This is a genomic window from Curtobacterium sp. MCSS17_007 (assembly GCF_003234175.2).
GTDB lineage: Bacteria > Actinomycetota > Actinomycetes > Actinomycetales > Microbacteriaceae > Curtobacterium.
Genome location: NZ_CP126257.1, coordinates 1 through 23,625 on the forward strand (window position 1 = coordinate 1; position 23,625 = coordinate 23,625).

Genomic DNA, 23,625 nt, shown 5'->3' on the forward strand with positions numbered 1-23,625 from the left:
ATGACGATGCCGGCCGACCCCGTCGAGGACCTCTGGTCATCCGTCCTGGGCCTCCTCTCCGAGGACGACCGCATCACGCCGCAGCTGCACGGCTTCCTGAACCTCGTCGAGCCGAAGGGCGTCCTCGCGGGCACGCTCTACCTCGAGGTCCCGAACGACCTGACCCGCGGCATGCTCGAGCAGCGCATCCGGATCCCCATCACCGAGGCGGTCGCACGCGTCGGTGACGACTCGGTCGCGAACTTCGCCATCACGGTGAACCCCGACATGGCCTCCGAGCCCCGGGTCGAGTCCGTCGTCCCCAGCCACGTGCCCGAGTACGCCGAGCCGGTGCAGCAGCCGGTCGAGCAGAGCGCCGCTCCGCGCCAGTACATCGAGGCGCCGTTCGTCCCGAGCCAGATCGACTCCCCGGGCACCGGCGGCCGCCCGGAGTCGCGCCTCAACCCGAAGTACAACTTCGACAACTTCGTCATCGGCTCGTCGAACCGCTTCGCGCACGCAGCGGCGGTGGCGGTGGCCGAGGCTCCGGCGAAGGCGTACAATCCGCTCTTCATCTACGGTGACTCGGGCCTCGGCAAGACCCACCTGCTCCACGCGATCGGCCACTACGCCGAGAGCCTGTACCCGGGCATCCGCGTCCGCTACGTGTCGAGCGAGGAGTTCACGAACGACTTCATCAACTCGATCGCCAACAACCGGTCGAACCAGTTCCAGCAGCGCTACCGCGACATCGACATCCTGCTGATCGACGACATCCAGTTCCTGCAGGGGAAGGACTCCACGCAGGAGGCCTTCTTCCACACGTTCAACACGCTGCACGACCACAACAAGCAGGTCGTCATCACGTCGGACGTCGCGCCGAAGCACCTCACCGGCTTCGAGGACCGCATGCGCTCCCGCTTCGAGTGGGGCCTGATCACCGACGTGCAGGCGCCGGACCTCGAGACCCGCATCGCGATCCTCCGCAAGAAGGCGCAGTCCGACCACCTGCAGGTGCCCGACGACATCCTCGAGTTCATGGCGTCGAAGGTGTCGAGCAACATCCGGGAGCTCGAGGGGACGCTCATCCGCGTCACGGCATTCGCGAGCCTGAACCGGACGGCCGTCGACATGGCCCTGGTGCAGACGGTCCTCAAGGACCTGATAACGCTCGACGACGACAACGTGATCGCGCCGACGGACATCATCAACCACACCGCGGAGTACTTCAAGCTCTCCGTCGACGACCTCTACGGGTCTTCGCGTTCCCAGGCGATCGCGACCGCGCGGCAGATCGCCATGTACCTGTGCCGGGAGATGACGAGCCTGTCCCTGCCCAAGATCGGGCAGCTGTTCGGCAACCGGGACCACACGACGGTCATGTACGCGAACAAGAAGATCACCGAGCTGATGAAGGAGCGTCGGTCGATCTACAACCAGGTGACCGAGCTGACCAGCCGCATCAAGCAGGACCGCCGCTACCGCTGACGCGCGGGCGGGACCGCCTGACGGACGGGAGGCACGGTGCGGGAAGGCACCGTGCCTCCCGTCCGTCTCCTGTCGATCCGGCAACCGGCCGGGAGGCCCGTCACACGCCCCCGGATCGGCCCACCTCGGCGCGCATCCACCATCTGAGACGGTTCCATGCGCCGAGTTTCCCCCAGTGTGGAAAGCCTGTGGATAACTGTGGATGACACGCGGTCCTGTTGTTCACAGTTCTGTACCCACCTGTGGAGACTGGGGATGGAAGTGGATAGATGAGATTTGTTCATCCAGACGGCGTCAACACCCCACTCACAACTCACACGTGTGTAGTTCCCGGTGGAGAAGCGGGATGCACAGAGTTATCCACACTGTGCACAGGCGTTAACACCATTGATCCTGGTTAACGATGAAGTTCCGCGGGCCAACCCTGTGGACGGCGGGATGACAAGAAATCCGGGCCCTGCTCCGCTGTGCCACAATGGGGCGGCCGGACAGTCCGCACCGATCGACAGGGGTCCCAGCTGTGAAGTTCGAGGTCAACCGGGACGTCTTCTCCGAAGCCGTCTCCTTCGCGGTGAAGCTCCTCCCACAGCGCACGACCCTCCCGATCCTGTCCGGCGTCCTCATCCACGCCGAGGGCGACCGCCTCACGCTGTCGTCGTTCGACTACGAGGTCTCGGCGCAGACCTCGATCACGGCGCAGATCGACGACCCCGGCACCGTCCTCGTCTCCGGCCGACTGCTCAACGACATCGCGAGCCGACTCCCGAACGCCCCGGTGACCTTCACGACCGAGGACTCGAAGATCTCCGTCACCTGCGGCTCGGCGCACTTCACGCTGCTGTCCATGCCGGTCGAGGAGTACCCGACGCTCCCCGAGATCGGTGAGCAGACCGGTGTGATCCCCGGCGACGCGTTCTCCGAGGCCGTGTCCCAGGTCGCCGTCGCCGCCAGCCGCGACGACGTCACCCCCGTCATCACCGGCGTCCAGCTCGAGGTCGGTGACAACGACCTGTCGCTCATCGCGACCGACCGCTACCGCGTCGCCGTCCGGACGATCGCGTGGGACTCGGGCCGTGTCGGCTCCGACCCGCTGCACGCGCTCGTCCCGGCCCGCACCCTGCAGGAGGTCGGCCGCACGTTCGGCTCGGCGTCCACGGTGTCGGTCTCGATCAGCGGCACCTCGGACCGCGAGCTCATCGCGTTCCACGCCGACGACAAGACCGTGACCTCGCTGCTCATCAAGGGCAACTACCCGCCGGTCCGCCGGCTCTTCCCCGAGACGGTCGAGGACCACGCGGTGATCAACACCGCGGAGCTGGTCGAGGCCGTCCGACGGGTCTCCCTCGTCCTGGAGCGCGAAGCGGCGCTCCGGTTCTCCTTCTCGGTCGACGGGCTCACGCTCGAGGCGATCGGTTCCGAACAAGCGCAGGCGTCAGAGTCGATCAGTGCGTTGCTGACCGGTGAGGAAACGGTGGTCTCGCTGAAGCCCGCCTTCCTCCTGGACGGGTTGAACGCGGTGCACTCCGAGTTCGTCCGGATCTCCTTCACCAAGACGGAGAACCCCAACAAGCCGGGCCCGGTGCTCATCACCGGCCAGACCTCGCAGGAGGCCCCGGCGACGGACGGATACCGGTACCTGCTGCAGCCCAATCTCCTGCTGCGGTAAGCGCAACAGCCGTACCACTGCGCTGACGCGCCACTGGCCACCAGCGCGACGACGAACAGAAGAGGAAATCATGCACATCGGTCTTGTCGGCCTCGGTCGCATGGGCAACAACATGCGTGCCCGTCTCCGCAACGCAGGCATCGAGGTCACCGGCTACGACGCCAACCCCGCCGTCTCGGACGTCGCCGACCTCGGCGCACTCGCCGCGGCCCTGCCCGAGGGCAAGAAGCTCGTGTGGGTCATGGTCCCGCACGGCAAGATCACCGACGACGTCATCACCGACCTCGCCGAGGTCCTGGGCGAGGGCGACCTCGTCATCGACGGCGGCAACTCGAAGTGGCTGGACGACACCGTCCACGCCGAGCAGCTCGGCGCCAAGGGCATCCGCTACATGGACGCCGGTGTGTCCGGTGGTGTCTGGGGCAAGGACAACGGCTACGGCCTCATGGTCGGCGGCGCCCCCGAGGACGTCGAGTTCGCGATGCCGGTCTTCGACGCGCTCCGCCCCGAGGGCCCCCGCGAGGAGGGCTTCTCGCACGCCGGCCCCGTCGGCGCCGGCCACTACGCCAAGATGGTCCACAACGGCATCGAGTACGCGATCATGCAGGCGTACGGCGAGGGCTACGAGCTCCTCGAGGCCAAGGACATCATCAAGGACGTCCCGGCGGTCTTCGCCGGTTGGCAGCGCGGCACCGTCGTGCGTTCCTGGCTGCTCGACCTCATGGTCCTCGCGTTGAACGAGGACCCGAAGCTCGACGCCATCGAGGGCTACGTCGAGGACTCCGGCGAGGGTCGCTGGACGGTGGAAGAGGCCATCGAGCACGCCGTGCCGATGCCGACCATCTCCGCGTCGATCTTCGCGCGCTTCGTCTCGCGTCAGGGCAGCGCGTCCCCGACCATGAAGGCCGTCGCGGCGCTCCGCAACCAGTTCGGCGGCCACGCCGTCAAGAAGGCGTAGCTCAGGTAACCACCTGAGCTCGTCTCGGCCCGCGTGCACGTCGACCACCTGCAACTCACCGACTTCCGGAACTACCGGGAGGCGGACGTCGACCTGGCACGCGGGCCGAACCTGTTCGTCGGCCGGAACGGCCAGGGCAAGACCAACCTGGTCGAGGCCATCGGCTACCTGTCGACCCTCGGCTCGCACCGGGTGCCGACCGACGCGGCCCTCGTGCGACAGGGGTGCGACGCGGCGATCGTCCGTGCACGCCTGGCGCACGAGGACCGCAGCATCCTGGCCGAGGTGCAGATCAACCGCACCGGCTCGAACCGCGCCCAGGTCAACCGGGCCGCGATCAAGCCACGCGAGCTCCCGCGGTACTGCACGAGCGTCCTGTTCGCCCCGGAGGACCTCGCGCTCGTCCGCGGCGAACCGTCCGGTCGCCGACGCATGCTCGACGAGCTGCTCGGGCAGATCGCGCCGCGGATGCAGGGTGTCCTCGCCGACTACGACCGGACGCTCAAGCAGCGGAACACGCTGCTGAAGTCGGCCCGCGCCTCCGGTGCCCGATCGGGGTCCCTCGCGACGCTCGATGTCTGGGACGACCGTCTCGTCGCGTTCGGTGCCGAGATCATCGCGGCGCGCGACCACCTCACCCGACGGCTCGCGCCGTTCGTGACGGACGCGTACGCGACCGTCGCAGGTGCCCGCCACGAGGCCACGATCTCGGGGGTCCTCAGCGTCCGCGGCGGCGACCCCGAGGACGCCGCAGCGACCGACCCCGTGCTCGGGACACCGGACGAGCCGGTGTCCGTCGCCGCTGCGGCCGACGCCTTCCGGAACGCACTGGCGCGTCGTCGTCGGGACGAGCTCGACCGGGGGCTCACGCTCGTCGGGCCCCACCGGGACGACGTCCTCTTCCAGCTGAACGGGTTACCTGCCCGCGGTTACGCCAGTCACGGTGAGTCCTGGTCCTTCGCGCTGGCGATCAAGCTGTCCAGCGCGGCCGTGCTCCGCTCGGAGTCGACGCTCGGCGACCCGATCATCATCCTCGACGACGTGTTCGCCGAGCTCGACGAGTCCCGGCGTGAACGACTCGCAGCGGCGGTGGCGGACTACGAGCAGGTGCTCATCACGGCCGCGGTGTTCGGCGACGTGCCGGCGCAGCTCGCCGCGCACACGGTGCGGATCGAGGCGGGCACGATCGTGACCGACGAGGCGGGCACGATCGCAGCCGACGCGGCACGTGCCTCCGGTACGGAGGCCGCTTCCTGATGCCGAAGCCGTGGAAGCCCTCCGAACCGGCACGCGTCTACCGACACCTCCGGGCGGTCTTCGGCGACCCGTCGCTGCGCACCGTCGACGCCCGGCGCCGACGGTCCCGCGAGCTCGACGCCGACACCGTGCCCTACGGCAAGGGCCGAGAGCCCCGCGGGCTCGGGGACGTCGTCGGTTCGCTGGCGCAGGAGCTCGGCTGGACCGAGCCGCTCGCCCGCTCGGAGCTCTTCGTCGACTGGCCCGCGGTCGTCGGGGACGAGCTGGCGAAGCACTCGCGACCGATGACCATCGACGACGGCACGCTGGTCATCCGCTGCGACTCGACGGCATGGGCGACACAGCTCCGGCTGATGCGCGCGACGATCACGACGACCATCGCCGAGCGGCACCCGGGAGCGGGCGTGCAGTCGATCAGGGTTTCGGGCCCCGACGTCCCCACCTGGAAACGCGGCCCCAGGACCGTCCAGGGGCGCGGCCCCCGCGACACCTACGGTTGACGAGACGAAATCGTCCTCAGGGATGAAGAACACCCGTCCAGCGGGCGGATGAGCCCTCGGAAGAGGGGTCCCTGCGGTAGACTGGCGAGTGCAGTGTGCGGGTGTTCCGCGCGCAGGCAGGAGCCATCCCGACATGACATCAGAATCTGACGACGACCGGACGATCCCGCAGGACGAGACCGAGCAGGCTCCACGGACGGAACCATCGTACGGTGCAGACCAGATTCAGGTGCTGGAGGGGCTCGAGGCGGTCCGCAAGCGCCCGGGCATGTACATCGGTTCGACGGGTCCCCGCGGTCTCCACCACCTGGTGCAGGAGATCGTCGACAACTCCGTCGACGAAGCCCTCGCCGGCTACTGCGACACGATCGACGTGTCGATCCGCGAGGACGGTGGCGTCCGCGTCGTCGACAACGGTCGTGGCATCCCGGTCGACATCCACGCGGCCGAGGGCGTCTCGACGCTCCAGGTCGTCCTCACCGTCCTGCACGCTGGCGGCAAGTTCGGCGGTGGCGGGTACGCGGTGTCCGGCGGTCTGCACGGTGTCGGCTCCTCCGTGGTGAACGCCCTGAGCTCCGAGCTCGACGTCGAGGTCCGTCGCCAGGGTCACGTCTGGCGTCAGAGCTACACCGACGGCGTCCCGGTCGCCCCCGTCTCGAAGGACGAGGAGACCGACGAGACCGGCACGACGATCACGTTCTGGCCGAACGCCGACATCTTCGAGACCGTCGAGTTCGACTACGAGACGCTCCGCACGCGCTTCCAGCAGATGGCCTTCCTCAACAAGGGCCTCCGCATCAGCCTGACCGACGAGCGCACCCCGGACGAGGGCGAGGAGTCGCGGAAGGACTCCTTCCGCTACGAGCGCGGGCTGCCCGACTACGTCGAGTACCTCAACGCGCAGAAGAAGGTGGACCTGGTCCACCCCGACGTCATCGCGATCGAGGCCGAGGACACCGAGCGCAAGATCGCGCTCGAGATCGCCATGCAGTGGAACACCTCGTACCAGGAGAGCGTCCACACCTTCGCGAACACGATCAACACGCACGAGGGCGGCACCCACGAGGAGGGCTTCCGCGCAGCCCTGACGAGCCTGGTGAACCGGTACGCCCGCGAGACCAAGATCATCAAGGAGAAGGACGACAACCTCACGGGTGACGACATCCGCGAAGGGTTGACGGCCGTCATCTCCGTGAAGCTCGGCGAGCCGCAGTTCGAGGGCCAGACGAAGACGAAGCTCGGCAACACCGAGGCGAAGTCCTTCGTGCAGCGCGTCGTCGGCACCGAGCTCACCCACTGGTTCGAGAGCAACCCGGCGCAGGCGCGCGACGTCGTGCGCAAGGCGATCCAGGCGTCGCAGGCCCGGCTCGCCGCCCGCAAGGCCCGTGAGACCACGCGCCGCAAGGGCCTGCTCGAGTCGGGCGGGATGCCCGGCAAGCTGAAGGACTGCCAGTCGAAGGACCCGACACTGTCGGAGATCTTCATGGTCGAGGGCGACTCCGCCGGCGGTTCCGCCGTGCAGGGGCGCAACCCGATGACGCAGGCGATCCTGCCGCTGCGCGGCAAGATCCTCAACGTCGAGAAGGCCCGTCTGGACCGCGCGCTCGCCAACCAGGAGATCCAGTCGATGATCACGGCGTTCGGTGCCGGCATCGGCGAGGACTTCGACCCGGACAAGGCGCGCTACCACAAGATCGTGCTCATGGCCGATGCGGACGTCGACGGCCAGCACATCACGACGCTGCTGCTCACGCTGCTGTTCCGCTACATGCGTCCGCTCATCGAGCGCGGCTACGTGTACCTCGCGCAGCCGCCGCTGTACCGCCTGAAGTGGTCGAACGCGCCGCACGAGTACGTGTTCAGCGACCGGGAGCGCGACGCCCTGATGCAGGCGGGCATCGCCGCCGGCAAGCGCATCCCGAAGGACAACGGGATCCAGCGCTACAAGGGTCTGGGCGAGATGGACTACAAGGAGCTCTGGGACACCACGATGAACCCGGACACCCGCACGCTCCTGCAGGTCACGCTCGAGGACGCCGCAGCGGTCGACAGCGTCTTCGCGACGCTGATGGGCGAGGACGTCGAGTCGCGTCGCCAGTTCATCCAGCAGAACGCCAAGGACGTCCGCTTCCTCGACATCTAGTACCGGCCTGGAGGCGCGGTGCCAGCCGCGTCGACCAGTCCCGACCCCCTGTGGTCGCGCCCGGCGCGACCGACGGAACCAGTGCCTCCCGGCCGACGACCGGAGGGCCACCAGAAAGGTGACCAAGCCACATGGCTGACGACAACGAGAACGGCGCCGACGAGCAGCCCGAGATCGTGCACGGCGAGGTAGGCGACATCGTGGTCTCCGGCGACCGCATCTCGCAGGTCGACCTGCAGCTCGAGATGCAGCGGTCGTACCTCGACTACGCGATGTCCGTCATCGTCGGACGCGCGCTGCCGGAGGTCCGCGACGGCCTGAAGCCGGTGCACCGCCGCGTCATCTACGCGATGTTCGACGGTGGCTACCGGCCGGACCGCGCGTTCTCGAAGTGCTCCCGCGTCGTCGGCGACGTCATGGGCCAGTTCCACCCGCACGGTGACACGGCGATCTACGACACGCTCGTCCGCCTGGTGCAGCCGTGGTCGCTCCGCTACCCGCTCGCGCTCGGCCAGGGCAACTTCGGCTCTCCGGGCAACGACGGTGCGGCCGCCCCGCGGTACACCGAGACCAAGATGGCGCCGCTCGCCATGGAGATGGTCCGGGACATCGACGAGGACACCGTCGACTTCCAGGACAACTACGACGGGCGCACGCAGGAGCCGTCGATCCTGCCGGCGCGCTTCCCGAACCTGCTCGTCAACGGTTCGGTGGGCATCGCGGTGGGCATGGCGACGAACATCCCGCCGCACAACCTGCGCGAGGTCGCCGAGGGCGCGAAGTGGGCGCTCGAGCACCCCGACGCGACGCGTGAGGAGCTCCTCGCCGCGCTCATGCAGCGGATCAAGGGTCCGGACTTCCCGACCGGTGCACAGATCCTCGGCACGAAGGGCATCCAGGACGCCTACCGCACCGGTCGTGGCTCGATCACGATGCGTGCGGTCGTCAACGTCGAGGAGATCCAGGGTCGCACCTGCCTGGTCGTCACGGAGCTGCCGTACCAGGTGAACCCGGACAACCTGGCGATCCGCATCGCCGAGGGCGTGAAGGACGGCAAGCTCGCCGGCATCGCGGACATCCGCGACGAGACCTCCGGCCGCACCGGTCAGCGCCTGGTCATCGTGCTCAAGCGCGACGCCGTGGCGAAGGTGGTCCTCAACAACCTGTACAAGCACACGCAGCTGCAGGAGAACTTCGGCGCGAACATGCTCGCGATCGTCGACGGCGTGCCCCGCACCCTGGCGCTCGACGGGTTCATCTCCGCCTGGGTCGACCACCAGATCGACGTCATCGTCCGCCGCACCCGGTTCCGCCTGCGCGAGGCCGAGAAGCGTGCGCACATCCTGCGCGGCTACCTGGCCGCACTCGACGCGCTCGACGAGGTCATCGCCCTCATCCGTCGCTCGCCCGACGTCGAGGAAGCCCGCACGGGCCTGATGGACCTGCTGTCCGTCGACGAGATCCAGGCGCGCGCCATCCTCGAGCTGCAGCTCCGTCGCCTGGCCGCCCTCGAGCGCCAGAAGATCCACGACGAGGCCGAGGAGCTCGAGCGCAAGATCGCTGACTTCCAGGACATCCTGGCGTCGGAGACCCGTCAGCGCACGATCATCGGCGACGAGCTCACCGAGATCGTCGACCGCTTCGGCGACGACCGTCGCACCGAGGTCATGCTCGGGTACGACGGCGACATGTCGATCGAGGACCTCATCCCCGAGGAGGAGATGGTCGTCACCATCACCCGCGGCGGCTACGTGAAGCGCACGCGCAGCGACAACTACCGCTCGCAGCACCGCGGCGGTCGTGGCGTCAAGGGCGCGCAGCTCCGTGCCGACGACATCGTCGAGCACTTCTTCGTGACGACGACGCACCACTGGCTGCTCTTCCTGACCGACCAGGGCCGGGTGTACCGCGCCAAGGCGTACGAGCTGCAGGAGGCGAGCCGCGACGCCAAGGGCCAGCACGTCGCCAACCTGCTCGCGATGCAGCCGGACGAGCAGATCCAGCAGGTGCTCGACATCCGTGACTACGAGGCCGCGCAGTACCTCGTGCTCGCGACCGAGCAGGGTCTCGTGAAGAAGACCGCGCTGACCGAGTACGACACGAACCGCACCGGCGGCATCATCGCGATCAACCTGCGCGAGGGCGACAAGCTCCGCCAGGCGCTGCTCGTCGACGAGACCGACGACCTGCTCCTCGTGTCGAAGCACGGCATGTCGCTCCGCTTCACCGCGACGAACGACACGCTGCGCCCGATGGGTCGGTCCACCTCCGGCGTGAAGGGCATGTCCTTCCGCGGCGACGACTCGCTGCTCGCGGCGCGCGTGGTGTCCGACGACGGCTACGTCTGGGTGATGACCGAGGGTGGCTACGCCAAGCGCACGTCGGTCGACCAGTACCGCGTGCAGGGCCGTGGTGGCCTCGGCATCAAGGTGGCCAAGCTCGCCGCCGACCGGGGCGACCTGGTGGGCGCGCTCATCGTCGGCGAGGACGACGAGGTGCTCGTCGTGCTGCAGTCGGGCAAGGTGGTAAGGTCTGCCGTGTCCGAGGTGCCCGCCAAGGGTCGCGACACGATGGGTGTGGTCTTCGCGAGGTTCGCGGAGAACGACCGGATCATCGCGGTGGCCCGGAACAGCGAGCGGAACCTGGACGACCAGGACGACGCCGAGCCTGAGATCGAGCCTGCGGGCCCGGTGGAGACGGTGAGCCCTGACGAAGCGGCGCCCGAACCCGCCGACCCCGCCGACACCGAGCCTGTCGAGGACGAGGCCGGAGAGGACCAGTCGAACAATGAGTAGTGTCGCCGAGAAGCTCCAGAAGAAGGCGAAACGTCCCACCGGTACCCGGCAGGTCCGCCTGCGTCTGGTGTACCTCGACTTCTGGTCGATGGTGAAGCTGAGCTTCCTCATCGCGCTGGCCGGGTCGATCGTGATCGTCGTGGCGACGGCGCTGGTGTGGGTCATCCTCAACCAGACCGGCGTCTTCACGCAGATCGACGCACTGCTCAAGGACGTCACCGGCCAGAACGGCTACTCGATCATGGACCAGTTCTCCCTCGGGCAGGTCCTCGGGTTCTCCGTCGTGGTGGGCATCCTCAACGTGGTCGTCGGCACCGTGCTCGGCGCGATCGTGAGTGTCCTCTACAACCTCAGTGTGCGGATCACGGGCGGTCTGCTCGTGGGCTTCACGAACAACTGACACACCCGGGCTGGACGACAGCCGCCGCTCGATTTCGTTCTGCGACATCGGTACGGTAGGCTTTCATCTGGTCTGAGGGGCTATAGCTCAGGCGGTTAGAGCGCTTCGCTGATAACGAAGAGGTCCAAGGTTCAAGTCCTTGTAGCCCCACCACTTCCCTCCGGGGCCGGTACGCTGGTCCTCTCGGGGCCTTAGCTCAGTTGGTAGAGCGCCTGCTTTGCAAGCAGGATGTCGGGAGTTCGATTCTCCCAGGCTCCACTCCCTCAGGGTGGACTCTGCTCCGCTCGTTCCTCACTCCGCCGGGTCCGGTCGTCGGGTTCGTCAGCGCCTTCGGCGCGCCGCTCCGCGGTGGTTACCTCCGCCACGGGCGTTGCTTCTGTGCGGTGCTTGCTTCTGTGCGGTGGCCGTTCTGGTTGCAGGACGTGCCGTTCGGCGAGCGATCGGACGGCATGTCGTGCGACCTGGCCGGCTGCGTGCGGCGCGTCGTGCGACGGAGACGGACGCCTCCGGCGACCGGTGACTCCCCGCCCGTCGGTGCTGCCGGCGTCCCGAGCGGGGAGGGCACCCGCGTGTGTGCCACCGGACGGGTGCTTCTCGGCGGTCGGCAGCGTCGAGCGTGGCAGAACGTGCCCGCTCGGTGACCGGCAGACCTCGGCGCACTCCCACCGGGCAGCAGCGGAGACGACGAAGGGCCCCGGCGTGTGCCGGGGCCCTTCGTACGAACCGGGAGGTCAGGCGGCGGGCTTGTCCGCCGAGTCGGCGTCGTCGGCGACCCAGAGGTCGTCGTCGGCGCGGAGCGTCTGGTACGCGGCGTAGGCAGCACCGGCGACGGCGACCACGCCGACGACGATGAGGGCGACCCCGCCGAAGCCGAGCCCCTTCTTCTGCTGGCCCGGCGCGACCTTCGCCGCGGCCTTCTTCGCCTTGGAGCCCTTCTTCTGGGCGTCCTTCACGATCTTCTTGACGCGCGGGTCCTTCGCCAGGTCCTTCACGCTCATGACCGAACCGGCGGTCGCGACGAGGCCGGGGACGACCTCGGTCTGGAAGCGGTGCGAAGCACTCTGGGCGGCTGAGGCCGCTGCGTGCACGCCCGTCGCGACGGCGGGACGGATCCCGTTGTCGATCGCGTTCTGCACGCGGGGGGCGATGTCCTTGCGGGCTGCGTCGGCAGCGTGCGAACGGGCCTCGGCGAGGATCGCGTTCGCGTGCTCGAGGACCTTGCGCTGCTCGCCGAGGAGCGAGGCGGTCTTGCCCTTGAGCTTCTTGATCTGCTTCCGACGCTTGCGCGGGATCTCGATCGTCGTCATCTGGTACCTCCATCGGATCGGCGTGACCCCATCCTGCCACCGAGCACCCTGACAGGTCACGGATCGTCGGCTGTGTGATCCGTGTCACCGTCAGGAGTACATGCGAGAATCGGAACATGTCTCTGCACACCGCTGTCGCAACGATCCACACGAACAAGGGCGACATCCGCGTCAACCTGTTCGGCAACCACGCTCCGAAGACCGTCAAGAACTTCGTCGACCTCGCGACCGGCAAGCAGGAGTGGACGCACCCCGGCACGGGCAAGGTCTCGACCGACAAGCTCTACGACGGCGTCGTCTTCCACCGCATCATCAAGGACTTCATGATCCAGGGCGGTGACCCCCTGGGCCAGGGCATCGGCGGCCCCGGCTACCGCTTCGACGACGAGATCCACCCGGAGCTCACCTTCCAGAACCCCTACATCCTGGCCATGGCGAACGCCGGCATCCAGGGCGGCCGTGGCACCAACGGCTCGCAGTTCTTCATCACGACGGTGGCGACCCCCTGGCTGCAGGGCAAGCACACCATCTTCGGCGAGGTCGCGGACGACGAGTCCCGCGCGGTCGTCGACGCGATCGAGGGCGTGCCGACCGACGGTCGCGACAAGCCCGTCGACGACGTCGTGATCGAGAGCATCGACGTCGAGGACGTCTGAACCCGGTGACCGACCAGGCCTCGGGGCGGGACGGCTCCTGCTACCGGCACCCGGACCGGCAGAGCTTCATCCTGTGCCAACGGTGTGGACGAACGATCTGCACCGAGTGCCAGACGCCGGCCGCCGTCGGCGTGCACTGCCCGGAGTGCGTGCGCGAGCAGCGCGCGCAGTTCCAGGCGAACCGTCGCGCGTCCGGGGCGCCGAGCGGGCTGACCGTCGCCCGGCGACGCTTCGCGATGCTCGACCAGAAGGCGACGACGGTGATCATCGCCGTCTCGGTCGTCGTCTGGCTGCTGAACCTGCTGTCCGGTGGGATCGTCAACCAGTGGCTGAGTTACTGGACGCCCCTGGTGGGAACGCAGCCGTGGCGTCTCGTCACGGGGCTCTTCGTGCACTCGTCGATCTTCCACATCGGCTTCAACATGCTCGCGGTGTTCATCTTCGGGCGGATCCTCGAGAACCTGCTCGGGACGTGGCGCTTCGTGGCGCTGTACTTCCTCGCGGGGCTCGGCGGTGACCTCGCGGTCTCGCTGCTGACGCCGGGTACGCCGGTCGTCGGCGCCTCCGGCGCGATATTCGGTCTGTTCGCGGCGTTCTTCGTGATCCAGCGGAGCCTCGGCTACAACGCCGTCCAGCTGCTCGTCATCATGGGGCTCAACCTGGTCGTCGGGTTCCTGCCCGGGACGAACATCTCGTGGCAGGCCCACGTCGGTGGCATCGTCCTCGGGTTCGTCACCGGCTTCGTCTTCTCGAAGACCCGCAACGTCCGGCAGCGTGGTCTGCAGATCGGTCTGCTGGTGGCCGAGGCGGTCCTGCTCGTCGCCGGCATCGGCGCCGCGTACATCAGCATCGGTGGTTACGCGATCGGCTGACGACCGGACACTCCGCTCCAGGACGCCCCGTCACACCAGGTGTGACGGGGCGTTCGGCGTTCCGGTGTGTTCTGCTGCGGGGTTGTCCACATGAGCAGCGGCCAGTTGTCCACAGCTGTGGAGAAACCAGTGAGTTACACGGGTGTGATTATCCCCACTGTGGACTGCGCTGTGGATAAGTCGGGGACACGGGTGTGGAAGAGCGTGTGGAAAGTGTGGACAACTGTGGAAAAGCCACGCAGTCGTGTGGAGGAACTGCTGGGCCGTTGCGCGGGCTTGTGGAGAGCGGGCGGCAGTAGCTCCTCCGCCCATGAGCGGACGGAGGCCGGGAGGAACGACGACGCCCGCCGTACCGATCGGTACGACGGGCGTCGAGTGTGTGCGGAGCTGCGGTCAGCGCCACCGGGTCGTCATGAGGAAGCCGATGAACATGATGCCGAAACCGATCAGGATGTTCCACGACCCGAGCGACGGCACGGGCAGCGTCGTGTTCGAGATGTAGAAGACGATGACCCACGCGAGGCCGACGAGCATGAAGCCGAACATGACCGGCTTGAACCACACGGGGTTGGGCTGGTCACCCGCCGTGTCGACCGAGTCGGCTCGGGTCCTCCGGGCGGGCTTGGTGCGGTCCTTGTCCTTGGCCATGGCCGGTATCCTACCGTCACCGAGTGTGTGGGAAGACCCTCAGGAGCCTGCGCACATCCCCCACGAGTACGGTGATCCGACCATGACCAAGATCCTCGTCGTCGACAACTACGACAGCTTCGTCTACACCCTCAACGGCTACGTGCAGCAGCTCGGGGCGGAGACGGACGTCGTCCGCAACGATGCCTTCCCCGAGGCAGAGATCGCCGAGCGCATCGCCGATTACGACGGCGTGCTCCTCTCGCCCGGGCCCGGCACCCCGGCGGACGCCGGCATCTCGATCCCGACCGTCCGAGCGGCGATCCAGGCGGAGACGCCCCTGCTCGGGGTGTGCCTCGGGCACCAGGCCATCGCCGAGGCACTCGGAGCGACGGTGACGCATGCCGAGGAGCTCATGCACGGCAAGACGTCGCAGGTCGACCACGACGACAGCGTGCTCTTCGCCGGCGTGCCGCACCCCTTCACCGCGACGCGGTACCACTCGCTCGCGATCGTCGACGGCACCGTGCCCGACGAGCTCACCGTGACGGCGCGGACGGGCGGTGGCGTGATCATGGGTGTGGAGCACAAGGACCACCCGGTGTACGGCGTGCAGTTCCACCCCGAGTCGGTCCTGACCGAGGGCGGCTACCGGATGGTGGGCAACTGGCTCGAGACGACCGGTCTGGACGGCGCGGCGGAGCGTGCCGCCTCGCTCAACCCGCTCATCGCTGCGCACCGCTCCTGAGACACTGCGCTCGACCGGGCGCGTCCTGCCCGACCGGACGGGCTGTGCTCGACGCGGTGGGTCGCGCTCGACGCTGGGTCCTGCGGCGGACGTACCGACCCGTCTCGGACGGGACCACGGGGTGCCGGTACCGGCTTCGGGACGGTCCCCGTGCCTCCCGGACGATGACGGCCTCGGTCCACGCCGGCGATGACGAAGCGCATGGACGACCGCGACCCAGGCCTGCGACCGCGATCGATCCCTGTGCCCGCGACGCGGGCCGGTGACAGCGCCAGCAGCGCTGTCAGGGGACGTCGTCGGGCAGGCTACTGCCCGTCGCCGCCGTCCTCGCCACCGTCGCCCTGGTCGTCCTGCGCAGGCGCCGACGGTGCTCGTGACGGCTGCTGCGCGGCTGCGGCGCAGTAGGTCAGCGTGACGCTGCTGCCCTGGGCGATCTCACCCTCGGGCGCACTCTGCTGGACAACGGTGCTGCCCGTGCACGTGTAGGTCGGGGACGCCACCACGGTGAGCCCGAGGTTCGCGAGCGTCGAGTTGGCGGCCGAGATCGGCTGCTGCGTCACGTTCGGCATCTTGACCTTGCCGTTCGACACGGTCAGGTTGACGACGGAGCCCTTCTCGAGCTGCGTGCTCGAGCCGGGGTCGCTGCTGAGCACCGTGCCCTCAGGGACGTCTGGCGAGTAGTCCGAGTTGATGGCGCCGACCTCGAATCCGGCGTCCTTGAGTGCCTGCTGCGCGGCGTCCTGCGTCTGGTTCGTCACGTCCGGCACGGCGACCTGTTCCGGGCCGAGGGACACCACGACGCGGATGCTCTGCTTGCGGGCGACGTTCGTGCCGGAGCCCGGTTCCGTCCGGATGACCGTGCCCTTCGCGACGTCGTCGGAGTTCTCGCCGACCTCGACGGCGGTGAGGTCCCGCTTGCCGAGCTCCTGGCGTGCCGAGTCCCACGTGACCCCGACGACGTTCGGCACCGACACCGAGGAGGACACCGGAGCCTTGCCGGGCTGCAGGTTGGCGACGAAGAAGACGACCGCTGCGATCACGGCCGCGGTCAGGATGATGCCGAGCCAGATCCACGCGACCGGCGGACGGTTCTGCGTGCGCTGCGGGCGGTGCTCGGCGGTGTCGTCGTCGAGCTCGCGGAAGGCGACCGCGGGGTTCGAGGTCGTGCGCGGGTTCACGCCGAAGAGCATGGTCGAGGCGTCGTGCGCGGCGTTCTGCTGCAGCGTGCGCGTGGACACCGGGACCTTGCCGGCGGCGGCCTGCTGCAGGTCGGTCCGGAACTCGGCCGCGTTCTGGAACCGCCGCGTCCGGTCCTTCACGAGGGCGTGCAGCGTCACGGCGTCGAGCGCCGGTGACACGTCCGACGAGATCGTCGACGGTGCGACGGGCTGCTCGCTGACGTGCTGGTACGCGACCGCGACCGGGGAGTCGCCGATGAAGGGCGGACGACCCGTCAGGAGCTCGAAGAGCAGCACGCCGGTGGAGTAGAGGTCGGTGCGGGCGTCGACGGTCTCGCCGCGTGCCTGCTCCGGGGAGAAGTAGGACGCGGTGCCGAGGATGGAGGTGGTCTGTGCGACCGTGGCGGAGGTGTCGGTGATGGCCCGGGCGATGCCGAAGTCCATGACCTTGACCTGGCCGTTGTGCGTGACCATGACGTTGGCGGGCTTGATGTCCCGGTGCACGACACCGGCCCGGTGCGAGTACTCGAGCGCGGTGAGGATGCCCTCGGTGATCCGCACGGCCTCGTCCGGAGCGAGGGGGCCGTCCTCGAGCACGTCGGACAACGCCCTGCCGTCGACGTGCTCCATGACGATGTACGGCACCTGCACCTCGGCGCCGGAGGCCTCGGTGACGGTCTCCTCGCCGGCGTCGTACACGCGCACGATCGTCGGGTGGGCCATGCGGGCGGCAGCCTGCGCCTCCTGCCGGAAGCGGATGCGGAAGGCGGGGTCGTTGGCCAGGCTCGGCTTGAGGAGCTTCACCGCCACCTTGCGGCCGAGCCGGGTGTCGGTCCCGACGTGCACCGTCGCCATGCCCCCGCGACCGATGACGTCACCGATCTCGTAGCGGTTGGCGAGGAGCGTGATCCCCGCGGTCACACCTTCTGGCACGTACTCCTCCGAATGTCCGTCCGGGACAGTGTACGGCAGCCGTTCCTGCCGGAACGCTGGAACGGGGGCTGCCGACGAACCGTTACACAACGGTGTCGACAGCCCCCGTTCGGGTGACGATCAGCTCGTGTCCTAGCGGCCGGTCGGACTCGGGGTCGGCGTGCCCGACGGCGTCGGGTCCTCTGCCTGCTCCCACGTCGCGGTCGCCGCGTCGGAGGACTCGGATGCAGCGAGCGAGCCGCACGTCACCGTGTACGAGAACGACACCTGGTCGTTCACGGCGTCTGCCTGGATCGTCACGGCCGTCGAACTCGTGTCTCCGGAGGTCGCGCCGGACGCGTCCTTCCCGCCCGTGACGGTCCAGGTGTACTTCGACACCGAGTAGCCGTCGGGGCAGGTCGCGGCGGACCAGCTGAAGGTGACCTGGCCCGAGTCGGACACGGTGCCGGCTACCGGCGTGTTCGGCTTGTTGGCCGTCGGCGGGGTCGTGTACTGCGTGATCGTGATGAGCGTGCCCTCGACGACGCTGCCGGTCGGAGTGAGGTCGGCGACCGTCTCCGCCTGGCCCGCCGTCGGCGCGGGGCTGCCGTCCTGGACCGTGACCTCGAACCCACGCCCCTGGAGGTCCGCACGGGCGTCGTCGGTGCTGCGTCCGACGTAGTCGCTCTTGTTCAGGAACACGCGGGCAACGGTCGGCGTGGGCGTCGAGGACGGTGCGGAGCGGGTCGGCGTCGGCTTCGACGACGTCGGTGCCGGGTCCGGCTCGTCCGAGCCCCCGAGTGCGAACGCAGCGATCACGCCGCCGATCAGGAGCACGGCGAGGACGCCGACGAGCCACCAGATCCAGGCGCGCTTCTTCGCCGGCTCCTCGTCCTCGGGACCGGCGGGTGAGCGAGGGGTCCCGGGAGGCCCGGCGACCGCGCCGGCCTGCGTGCCGATGAGGGCGGTCGCGGCGTCGTCGCCCCGGTTCTGCGGCGGGTTGAACGCGACCGTGCCGGCCCCGCCGACCGCGGGGACCGCGACGGTGGCGGCGGCCACGTCACCGCGGCGCAGGGCCTGGGCGGCACGTGCGAGGTTGGCGGCCGTCGCCGGCCGGTCCGCCGGCTTCTTCGCGATGCAGGACAGCACGAGTGCCGAGACGGGCTCGGGCACGTCACCCGGCAGCGGTGGCGGCTGCTCGTTGATGTGCGCCATCGCGATCGCGACCTGCGACTCGCCCGTGAACGGACGACGTCCGGCCAGGCACTCGTACGCCACGATGCCGAGCGAGTAGATGTCGGTCGACGGCGACGCCGGGTGCCCGCTCGCCTGTTCCGGCGACAGGTACTGGACGGTGCCCATCACCTGGCCGGTCGCGGTCAACGGCACCTGGTCGGCGATGCGGGCGATGCCGAAGTCGGTGATCTTCACCCGCCCGTCGGGCGTGATGAGCAGGTTGCCCGGCTTGATGTCGCGGTGCACGAGGCCGACGGCGTGCGCTGCCTGCAGGGCGTTCGCGGTCTGCGCGACGATGTCGAGCACCTTGTCGACGGGCAGCGTGTGCTCCCGCTCGATCATCGTGCTCAGGGCCTCGCCGGGGACGAGCTCCATCACGAGGTAGGCGCTGCCGTCCTCCTCGCCGTAGTCGAAGACGTTGGCGATGCCCTCGTGGTTGACGAGCGCAGCGTGCCGAGCCTCGGCGCGGAAGCGCTCGAGGAAGCCGGGGTCGCCGAGGTACTCGTCCTTGAGGATCTTGAGTGCGACGGTCCGGCCGATGACGAGGTCGGTCGCCTGCCACACCTCACCCATGCCGCCGATGGCGACCCGGGAGGAGAGCTGGTACCGCCCACCGAAGGTGAGTCCGCTGGTGGGTCTCATTTGTTCAGCACCGCCTCCATGACCTTCTTCGCGACCGGAGCCGCGACCGTGTTGCCGACGCCGGACTGACCGAGTCCGCCGCCGTTCCCGACGACGACCGCGACGGCCACCTCCGGGTTCTTCGCCGGGGCGAACCCCGTGAACCACAGCGTGTACGGGTCGCCCGTACCGCCCTCAGCCGTGCCCGTCTTGCCCGCGACGTCGACACCGTCGATCTTGGCATTGGTGCCGGTCCCGTCGCTGACGACGCTCTGCATCGCCTCGGTCAGGTCGGCCGCCTCGGAGCCGGACAGCGGGTCGCTGTACTGCTTCGGCGAGAACGACTCGACGGTCTTGAGGTCGCTCGTGGTGATGGAGTCGACGAGCGACGGCTGCATGACCTTGCCGCCGTTCGCGATGCCCGCGGACACCATGGCCATCTGGAGCGGCGAGACGCGCACGCTGGCCTGGCCGAAGGCGCTCAGCATGAGCTGGGCGGTCGAGTCGACGTCGGGGTACTGGCTCGCCGTGGCACGCATCGGCACCTCGATGGCGTCACCGAAGCCGTACTCGTCGGCGACGGACTTGATCGTGTCGTAGCCGAGCTTCTGCCCGAGCTCCGCGAACGGGATGTTGCACGAGTACTGGATCGCCGTCCGGAGCTTGACGGTCTCACCGCCGCCGCAGGAGCCGCCCTCGGCGTTGTTGATGTACGAGCTCGTGCCGGGGAGCTGCAGCCTGGACGGGTTGGGGAACTCGGAGTCGAGCGAGTACTTGCCGTCCTTGAGCGCGGCGGAGGCCACGACGAGCTTGAAGACCGAGCCGGGCGTGTACAGGTCACCGCCGATCGCGCGGTTCTGCAGCGGGGTCGGGGTCTGCTGCAGCAGGGCGTCGTACTGCTGCTTCACCTGCGCGGTGTCGTGCGAGGTGAGCGCGTTCGGGTCGTAGGTGGGCTTCGACACCATCGCCAGGATCTTCCCGGTGCTCGGCTGGATCGCCACGACCGCGCCGCTGTTCTCACCGAGGGCGTCGTACGCGGCCTGCTGCACGGCGGGGTCGATCGTCAGGTTGACGTTGTCGCCCTGGACGTCCTGTCCGGTGAGGATCGCGTTGAGGTTCTGGAAGAACGAGGCGTCGGAGTTGCCGGAGAGCACGGCGTTCTCGGCGCTCTCGATGCCGGTGTTGCCCTGGCCGATCGTGAAGTACCCGGTCACGGCCGAGTACAGCGCACCGTTCGTGTACTTCCGCTGGTACTGGTACTGGTCGTCCGACGGGGTGGACTCGGCGATGGGGCTCCCGTCGACCAGGATGGCACCGCGCTTGGTCGAGTAGCTGTCCAGGATCGTGCGGGAGTTCCGCGAGTCCGCACGGAGCGTGTCGGCCGCGAAGAACTGGATGGACGTCGTCGACACGAAGAGCGCGACGAACATGAGCACGATGACGGTCGAGACGCCACGGAGCTGTCGGTTCACCGGGAGCGCTCCTTCCTGGTCGTCGCACCGCGTCCGGAACGGCCACGGGCGGTGGGCACCGCGCCCTGCTGGACGCGCTGTTCCGCGGGGATCGAATCGGTCAGTCGCAGCAGCATCGCCGCGATGATCCAGTTCGCGATGAGCGACGAACCACCGGCGGCCATGAACGGTGTGGTCAGACCCGTCACGGGGATGATCCGGGTGATGCCGCCGACGACCACGAAGACCTGCAGCGCGATGATGAAGCCGAAGCCGACGCCGAGCAGCTTGCCGAAGTCGTCCTGCGCCATGAACGCGACGCGCAGACCACGCGACGCCAGGACGATGAAGAGCGCCAGGATCGCGAAGACACCGATGAGCCCGAGCTCCTCGCCCAGCGACGCGACGATGTAGTCGGCGTTCGCGACCGGGGTGATGTAAGGGCGTCCCTGGCCGAGGCCGGTACCCGTGATGCCGCCGTTCGCGAACCCGAAGAGACCCTGCACGAGCTGGTAGCTGCCCTGCGTCTGGCGGTCGAAGATCTCCTGGTTGAACGGGTCGAGCCACTGCTCGAAGCGTCCGCGGACGTAGACGAGGACGGACTGGGCGACCAGCGCACCGCCGATGAACAGCCCGAGACCGATGACGACCCAGCCGAGCCGGGCGGTCGCCACGTAGATCATCACGAGGAACAGACCGAAGTACAGCAGCGCGGTGCCGAGGTCCCGCTGGAACACCAGGACCGCCATCGCCGACGCCCACATCACCAGGATCGGACCGAGGTCGCGGGCCCGCGGGAACGTCATGCCCGCGAACTTCCTGCCGACGATCGACAGCGAGTCCCGGGCGGTGACGAGGTACCCGGCGAAGAAGAGTGCCATGGTGATCTTCGCGAGCTCGCCGGGCTGGAACGAGAACGGACCGATGCGGATCCAGACCCGGGCGCCGCCGACGTTCGCCCCGATGCCGGGGAGCATCGGCAGGAGCAGCAGCGCGATCGTCGCGGCCATGAAGATGTAGCGGTAGCGCTGCAGGAACCGGTGGTTGCGGACCGCGATCAGCGTGATCGTCGCCAGGACCATGGCGAGCATCGTCCAGACGATCTGCTTCACGCCGATGGCGTCCCAGCCGGTGAGCCCGTTGTGGACGTCGATGCGGTAGATCTCCGCGATGCCGATGCCGTTGAGCACGAGGGCGATCGGCAGGATGAACGGATCGGCGTGCTTCGCGACGACGCGGAGCACGACGTGCATGACCAGCGCGAGCCCGAGGATCCCACCGCCGACCCAGAGCACGCCGGTGTCGAAGATGCGCCCCTTGGTACCGAGCTGCACGAGCACCATGGCGCCGGCGCAGATGCCGCAGGCGATGACGAGCAGCACGAGCTCGAGGTTCCGGGCGCGCGCGGGCTCACGCAGCTTGATCGTGATCGCCTGCGTGAAGGACTGCGCGGTCGCGGTGCTCATCAGCGGTTCTCCGGACTGGCGGACGGCGAGGCGCTGTCCGACGGCGGTGCCGAGCGGGACGGTGACGGTGAGGACGACGACGCGCCGTCACCGCCGGTGCCCGCCTGGTCCTGGCCGGTCTCGGCGGCCTTGCGGAGGCGGTCGACGATGTCGCGCGCGTCCGAGAGCGAGGTCGCGTTGATGGTCGACCGCACGTTCTCGCGCGTGTAGTCGGGGAGCGACGACACCGTGATGTCGGTGTCCTCGTACACGTCGGACAGGGCGATCGGGCCGATCGACTGCTGGACGCCCTGGTAGATCGCCACCGTGCCGCGGTCGACCCCGACGTAGTAGTGCGCCTGGGTGATCCGCCAGCCGAGGAACACCGCACCGACGAGCGCGGCGACGGCGACCACGAGCGCGACGGACCACGCGACGCGACGCCGGATGCGCCGGCGACGGTCCTCGGCGATGAGTTCGGCGAAGTACTGGTCCGACTCGGGTTCGAAGTGCGAGTCCTCGGGTGCGGTGGTGACCTTGAGGGGGTGGAGGAGGATCGTGGGGAGGCGGATCGGCTTGCGACCGGTCGACGCCTCGAACGTGAGCGGTGCCGCCGCGGAGCCGACGGTCGTCGCCGCGTCGTCGTCGTCCTCGGGCTCGGTGTCCGTGACGTCCATCACGACGACCGTCACGTTGTCCGGCGCACCGTGGTCGAGGGTCTCCTTGACCAAGCGCTGCGTGACCTGGTTGGCGTCCATGTTCGACGCGAGGGCGTGGCGGATCCGTTCCTCGGCCAGGTACGACGACAGGCCGTCGGAGCAGAGCAGCCAGCGGTCGCCGGTCTGGATGTCCATGACGGCGGTGTCGACCTCGGGCGCGGCGTCGACGTCGCCGAGCACGCGCATGAGCACGGACCGGCGCGGGTGGACGGCGGCTTCTTCCGGGGTGATCCGCCCGCTGTCGACCAGGCGCTGCACGAAGGTGTGGTCCGAGGTGATCTGCTGGAGTTCGCCGTCGCGCATCCGGTAGATCCGGGAGTCGCCGATGTGGGCGATGGCGATCTGCTCGCCGACCCGGATCAGCGCGGACACCGTGGTGCCCATGCCGGTGAGCTCCTGGTGTTCGAAGACCGTCTCGGTGATGAGCTGGTTCGCGGCGATGAGCGCGGACTGCAGGGCGAACTCCGCGTCGTGTGCCGAGGGGAACTCCCGGTCGACCTCGCGGATCCGGCGGATGGCGATGGCCGAGGCGACGTCGCCGCCGGCGTGTCCGCCCATGCCGTCCGCCACCGCGAACAGGTGCGTGCCGGCGTAGCCGGAGTCCTGGTTGTTGGCGCGGATGCGCCCCACGTGGGACACAGCGGCGCTCAGCGTGCGAGCCGTCATG

General features: G+C 68.6%; 18 protein-coding genes and 2 tRNA genes. 13 read left to right on the plus strand and 7 right to left on the minus strand.

The window, feature by feature from the left end:
* The 10 genes from dnaA to DEJ22_RS00050 all read left to right on the plus strand — a co-directional run bounded on the left by dnaA (nt 1) and on the right by DEJ22_RS00050 (nt 11,444).
* Nucleotides 1–1,467 carry a chromosomal replication initiator protein DnaA gene (dnaA, locus tag DEJ22_RS00005; protein ID WP_111228138.1) on the plus strand — a complete coding sequence of 489 codons (1,467 nt, stop codon included), beginning with the start codon at nt 1–3 and terminating at the stop codon, nt 1,465–1,467.
* Between the two features lie 520 nt (nt 1,468–1,987).
* Nucleotides 1,988–3,133, plus strand: a complete 1,146-nt coding sequence (gene dnaN / locus DEJ22_RS00010) for a DNA polymerase III subunit beta (RefSeq protein WP_111228137.1) — start codon at nt 1,988–1,990, stop codon at nt 3,131–3,133.
* A 70-nt stretch (nt 3,134–3,203) separates the two neighbouring features.
* Nucleotides 3,204–4,091 (plus strand): phosphogluconate dehydrogenase (NAD(+)-dependent, decarboxylating), encoded by an 888-nt coding sequence (gene gnd / locus DEJ22_RS00015; protein WP_111228136.1) that lies wholly within the window; start codon nt 3,204–3,206, stop codon nt 4,089–4,091.
* Nucleotides 4,092–4,124: 33 nt separating this feature from the next.
* A complete protein-coding gene (gene recF, locus DEJ22_RS00020) occupies nt 4,125–5,348 on the plus strand; it encodes a DNA replication/repair protein RecF (protein WP_111228135.1) in 1,224 nt (407 codons plus the stop codon).
* Nucleotides 5,348–5,848, plus strand: a complete 501-nt coding sequence (locus tag DEJ22_RS00025) for a DciA family protein (RefSeq protein WP_111228134.1) — start codon at nt 5,348–5,350, stop codon at nt 5,846–5,848. Before recF ends, DEJ22_RS00025 begins: the two co-directional genes overlap by 1 nt.
* Nucleotides 5,849–5,981: 133 nt before the next feature.
* Entirely contained in the window at nt 5,982–7,991 is a 2,010-nt protein-coding gene (gene gyrB, locus DEJ22_RS00030) for a DNA topoisomerase (ATP-hydrolyzing) subunit B (protein ID WP_111228133.1), read from the plus strand.
* Nucleotides 7,992–8,122: 131 nt separating this feature from the next.
* Nucleotides 8,123–10,786, plus strand: a complete 2,664-nt coding sequence (gene gyrA / locus DEJ22_RS00035) for a DNA gyrase subunit A (RefSeq protein ID WP_111228132.1) — start codon at nt 8,123–8,125, stop codon at nt 10,784–10,786.
* Nucleotides 10,779–11,186, plus strand: coding sequence for a DUF3566 domain-containing protein (locus DEJ22_RS00040; RefSeq protein WP_111228131.1), 408 nt, complete (start codon nt 10,779–10,781; stop codon nt 11,184–11,186). The genes gyrA and DEJ22_RS00040 overlap by 8 nt, the downstream gene beginning before the upstream one ends.
* A 76-nt stretch (nt 11,187–11,262) precedes the next feature.
* Nucleotides 11,263–11,339: transfer RNA gene (locus DEJ22_RS00045), tRNA-Ile, on the plus strand.
* A gap of 32 nt (nt 11,340–11,371) precedes the next feature.
* Nucleotides 11,372–11,444: transfer RNA gene (locus tag DEJ22_RS00050), tRNA-Ala, on the plus strand.
* A 473-nt stretch (nt 11,445–11,917) separates the two neighbouring features.
* On the opposite strand, the gene DEJ22_RS00055 is transcribed toward DEJ22_RS00050, so the two are convergent.
* Nucleotides 11,918–12,493, minus strand: coding sequence for a hypothetical protein (locus DEJ22_RS00055; protein WP_111228130.1), 576 nt, complete (start codon nt 12,491–12,493; stop codon nt 11,918–11,920).
* Nucleotides 12,494–12,609: 116 nt separating this feature from the next.
* On the opposite strand from DEJ22_RS00055, the gene DEJ22_RS00060 reads away from it, so the two are divergent.
* Nucleotides 12,610–13,149, plus strand: coding sequence for a peptidylprolyl isomerase (locus DEJ22_RS00060; RefSeq protein ID WP_111228129.1), 540 nt, complete (start codon nt 12,610–12,612; stop codon nt 13,147–13,149).
* Between the two features lie 149 nt (nt 13,150–13,298).
* Entirely contained in the window at nt 13,299–14,021 is a 723-nt protein-coding gene (locus DEJ22_RS00065) for a rhomboid family intramembrane serine protease (protein WP_349775151.1), read from the plus strand.
* Nucleotides 14,022–14,414: 393 nt separating this feature from the next.
* On the opposite strand, the gene DEJ22_RS00070 is transcribed toward DEJ22_RS00065, so the two are convergent.
* Complete coding sequence (locus tag DEJ22_RS00070) at nt 14,415–14,669, minus strand: cell division protein CrgA (RefSeq protein WP_111228127.1); 255 nt, start codon at nt 14,667–14,669, stop codon at nt 14,415–14,417.
* A gap of 82 nt (nt 14,670–14,751) precedes the next feature.
* On the opposite strand from DEJ22_RS00070, the gene DEJ22_RS00075 reads away from it, so the two are divergent.
* Complete coding sequence (locus tag DEJ22_RS00075) at nt 14,752–15,396, plus strand: anthranilate synthase component II (protein ID WP_111228126.1); 645 nt, start codon at nt 14,752–14,754, stop codon at nt 15,394–15,396.
* Between the two features lie 305 nt (nt 15,397–15,701).
* Here the strand turns inward: DEJ22_RS00075 and pknB are convergent, their stop codons facing one another.
* From pknB to DEJ22_RS00100, 5 genes are all read right to left on the minus strand, one after another.
* Nucleotides 15,702–17,507 carry a Stk1 family PASTA domain-containing Ser/Thr kinase gene (gene pknB / locus DEJ22_RS00080; RefSeq protein WP_258379716.1) on the minus strand — a complete coding sequence of 602 codons (1,806 nt, stop codon included), beginning with the start codon at nt 17,505–17,507 and terminating at the stop codon, nt 15,702–15,704.
* A gap of 132 nt (nt 17,508–17,639) precedes the next feature.
* On the minus strand, nt 17,640–19,364 hold the full coding sequence (locus DEJ22_RS00085) for a protein kinase domain-containing protein (protein WP_111228124.1): 1,725 nt from the start codon (nt 19,362–19,364) through the stop codon (nt 17,640–17,642).
* Nucleotides 19,361–20,815 carry a peptidoglycan D,D-transpeptidase FtsI family protein gene (locus DEJ22_RS00090; RefSeq protein ID WP_111228123.1) on the minus strand — a complete coding sequence of 485 codons (1,455 nt, stop codon included), beginning with the start codon at nt 20,813–20,815 and terminating at the stop codon, nt 19,361–19,363. The genes DEJ22_RS00085 and DEJ22_RS00090 overlap by 4 nt, the downstream gene beginning before the upstream one ends.
* Nucleotides 20,812–22,260, minus strand: coding sequence for an FtsW/RodA/SpoVE family cell cycle protein (locus DEJ22_RS00095; protein WP_111228122.1), 1,449 nt, complete (start codon nt 22,258–22,260; stop codon nt 20,812–20,814). Before DEJ22_RS00095 ends, DEJ22_RS00090 begins: the two co-directional genes overlap by 4 nt.
* Nucleotides 22,260–23,624, minus strand: a complete 1,365-nt coding sequence (locus tag DEJ22_RS00100; protein WP_111228121.1) for a Stp1/IreP family PP2C-type Ser/Thr phosphatase — start codon at nt 23,622–23,624, stop codon at nt 22,260–22,262. Before DEJ22_RS00100 ends, DEJ22_RS00095 begins: the two co-directional genes overlap by 1 nt.
* Nucleotide 23,625 lies beyond the last annotated feature (1 nt).

Bases quoted from the DNA above. Each gene is read 5' to 3' on its own strand.
- DEJ22_RS00040 (WP_111228131.1), top strand. From the start codon at position 10,779: ATGAGTAGTGTCGCCGAGAAGCTCCAGAAGAAGGCGAAACGTCCCACC.
- gnd (WP_111228136.1), top strand. From the start codon at position 3,204: ATGCACATCGGTCTTGTCGGCCTCGGTCGCATGGGCAACAACATGCGT.
- DEJ22_RS00070 (WP_111228127.1), bottom strand. From the start codon at position 14,669: ATGGCCAAGGACAAGGACCGCACCAAGCCCGCCCGGAGGACCCGAGCC.
- dnaA (WP_111228138.1), top strand. From the start codon at position 1: ATGACGATGCCGGCCGACCCCGTCGAGGACCTCTGGTCATCCGTCCTG.
- DEJ22_RS00095 (WP_111228122.1), bottom strand. From the start codon at position 22,260: ATGAGCACCGCGACCGCGCAGTCCTTCACGCAGGCGATCACGATCAAG.
- DEJ22_RS00060 (WP_111228129.1), top strand. From the start codon at position 12,610: ATGTCTCTGCACACCGCTGTCGCAACGATCCACACGAACAAGGGCGAC.
- gyrA (WP_111228132.1), top strand. From the start codon at position 8,123: ATGGCTGACGACAACGAGAACGGCGCCGACGAGCAGCCCGAGATCGTG.
- DEJ22_RS00075 (WP_111228126.1), top strand. From the start codon at position 14,752: ATGACCAAGATCCTCGTCGTCGACAACTACGACAGCTTCGTCTACACC.
- DEJ22_RS00055 (WP_111228130.1), bottom strand. From the start codon at position 12,493: ATGACGACGATCGAGATCCCGCGCAAGCGTCGGAAGCAGATCAAGAAG.
- gyrB (WP_111228133.1), top strand. From the start codon at position 5,982: ATGACATCAGAATCTGACGACGACCGGACGATCCCGCAGGACGAGACC.
- DEJ22_RS00025 (WP_111228134.1), top strand. From the start codon at position 5,348: ATGCCGAAGCCGTGGAAGCCCTCCGAACCGGCACGCGTCTACCGACAC.
- DEJ22_RS00100 (WP_111228121.1), bottom strand. From the start codon at position 23,624: ATGACGGCTCGCACGCTGAGCGCCGCTGTGTCCCACGTGGGGCGCATC.
- DEJ22_RS00085 (WP_111228124.1), bottom strand. From the start codon at position 19,364: ATGAGACCCACCAGCGGACTCACCTTCGGTGGGCGGTACCAGCTCTCC.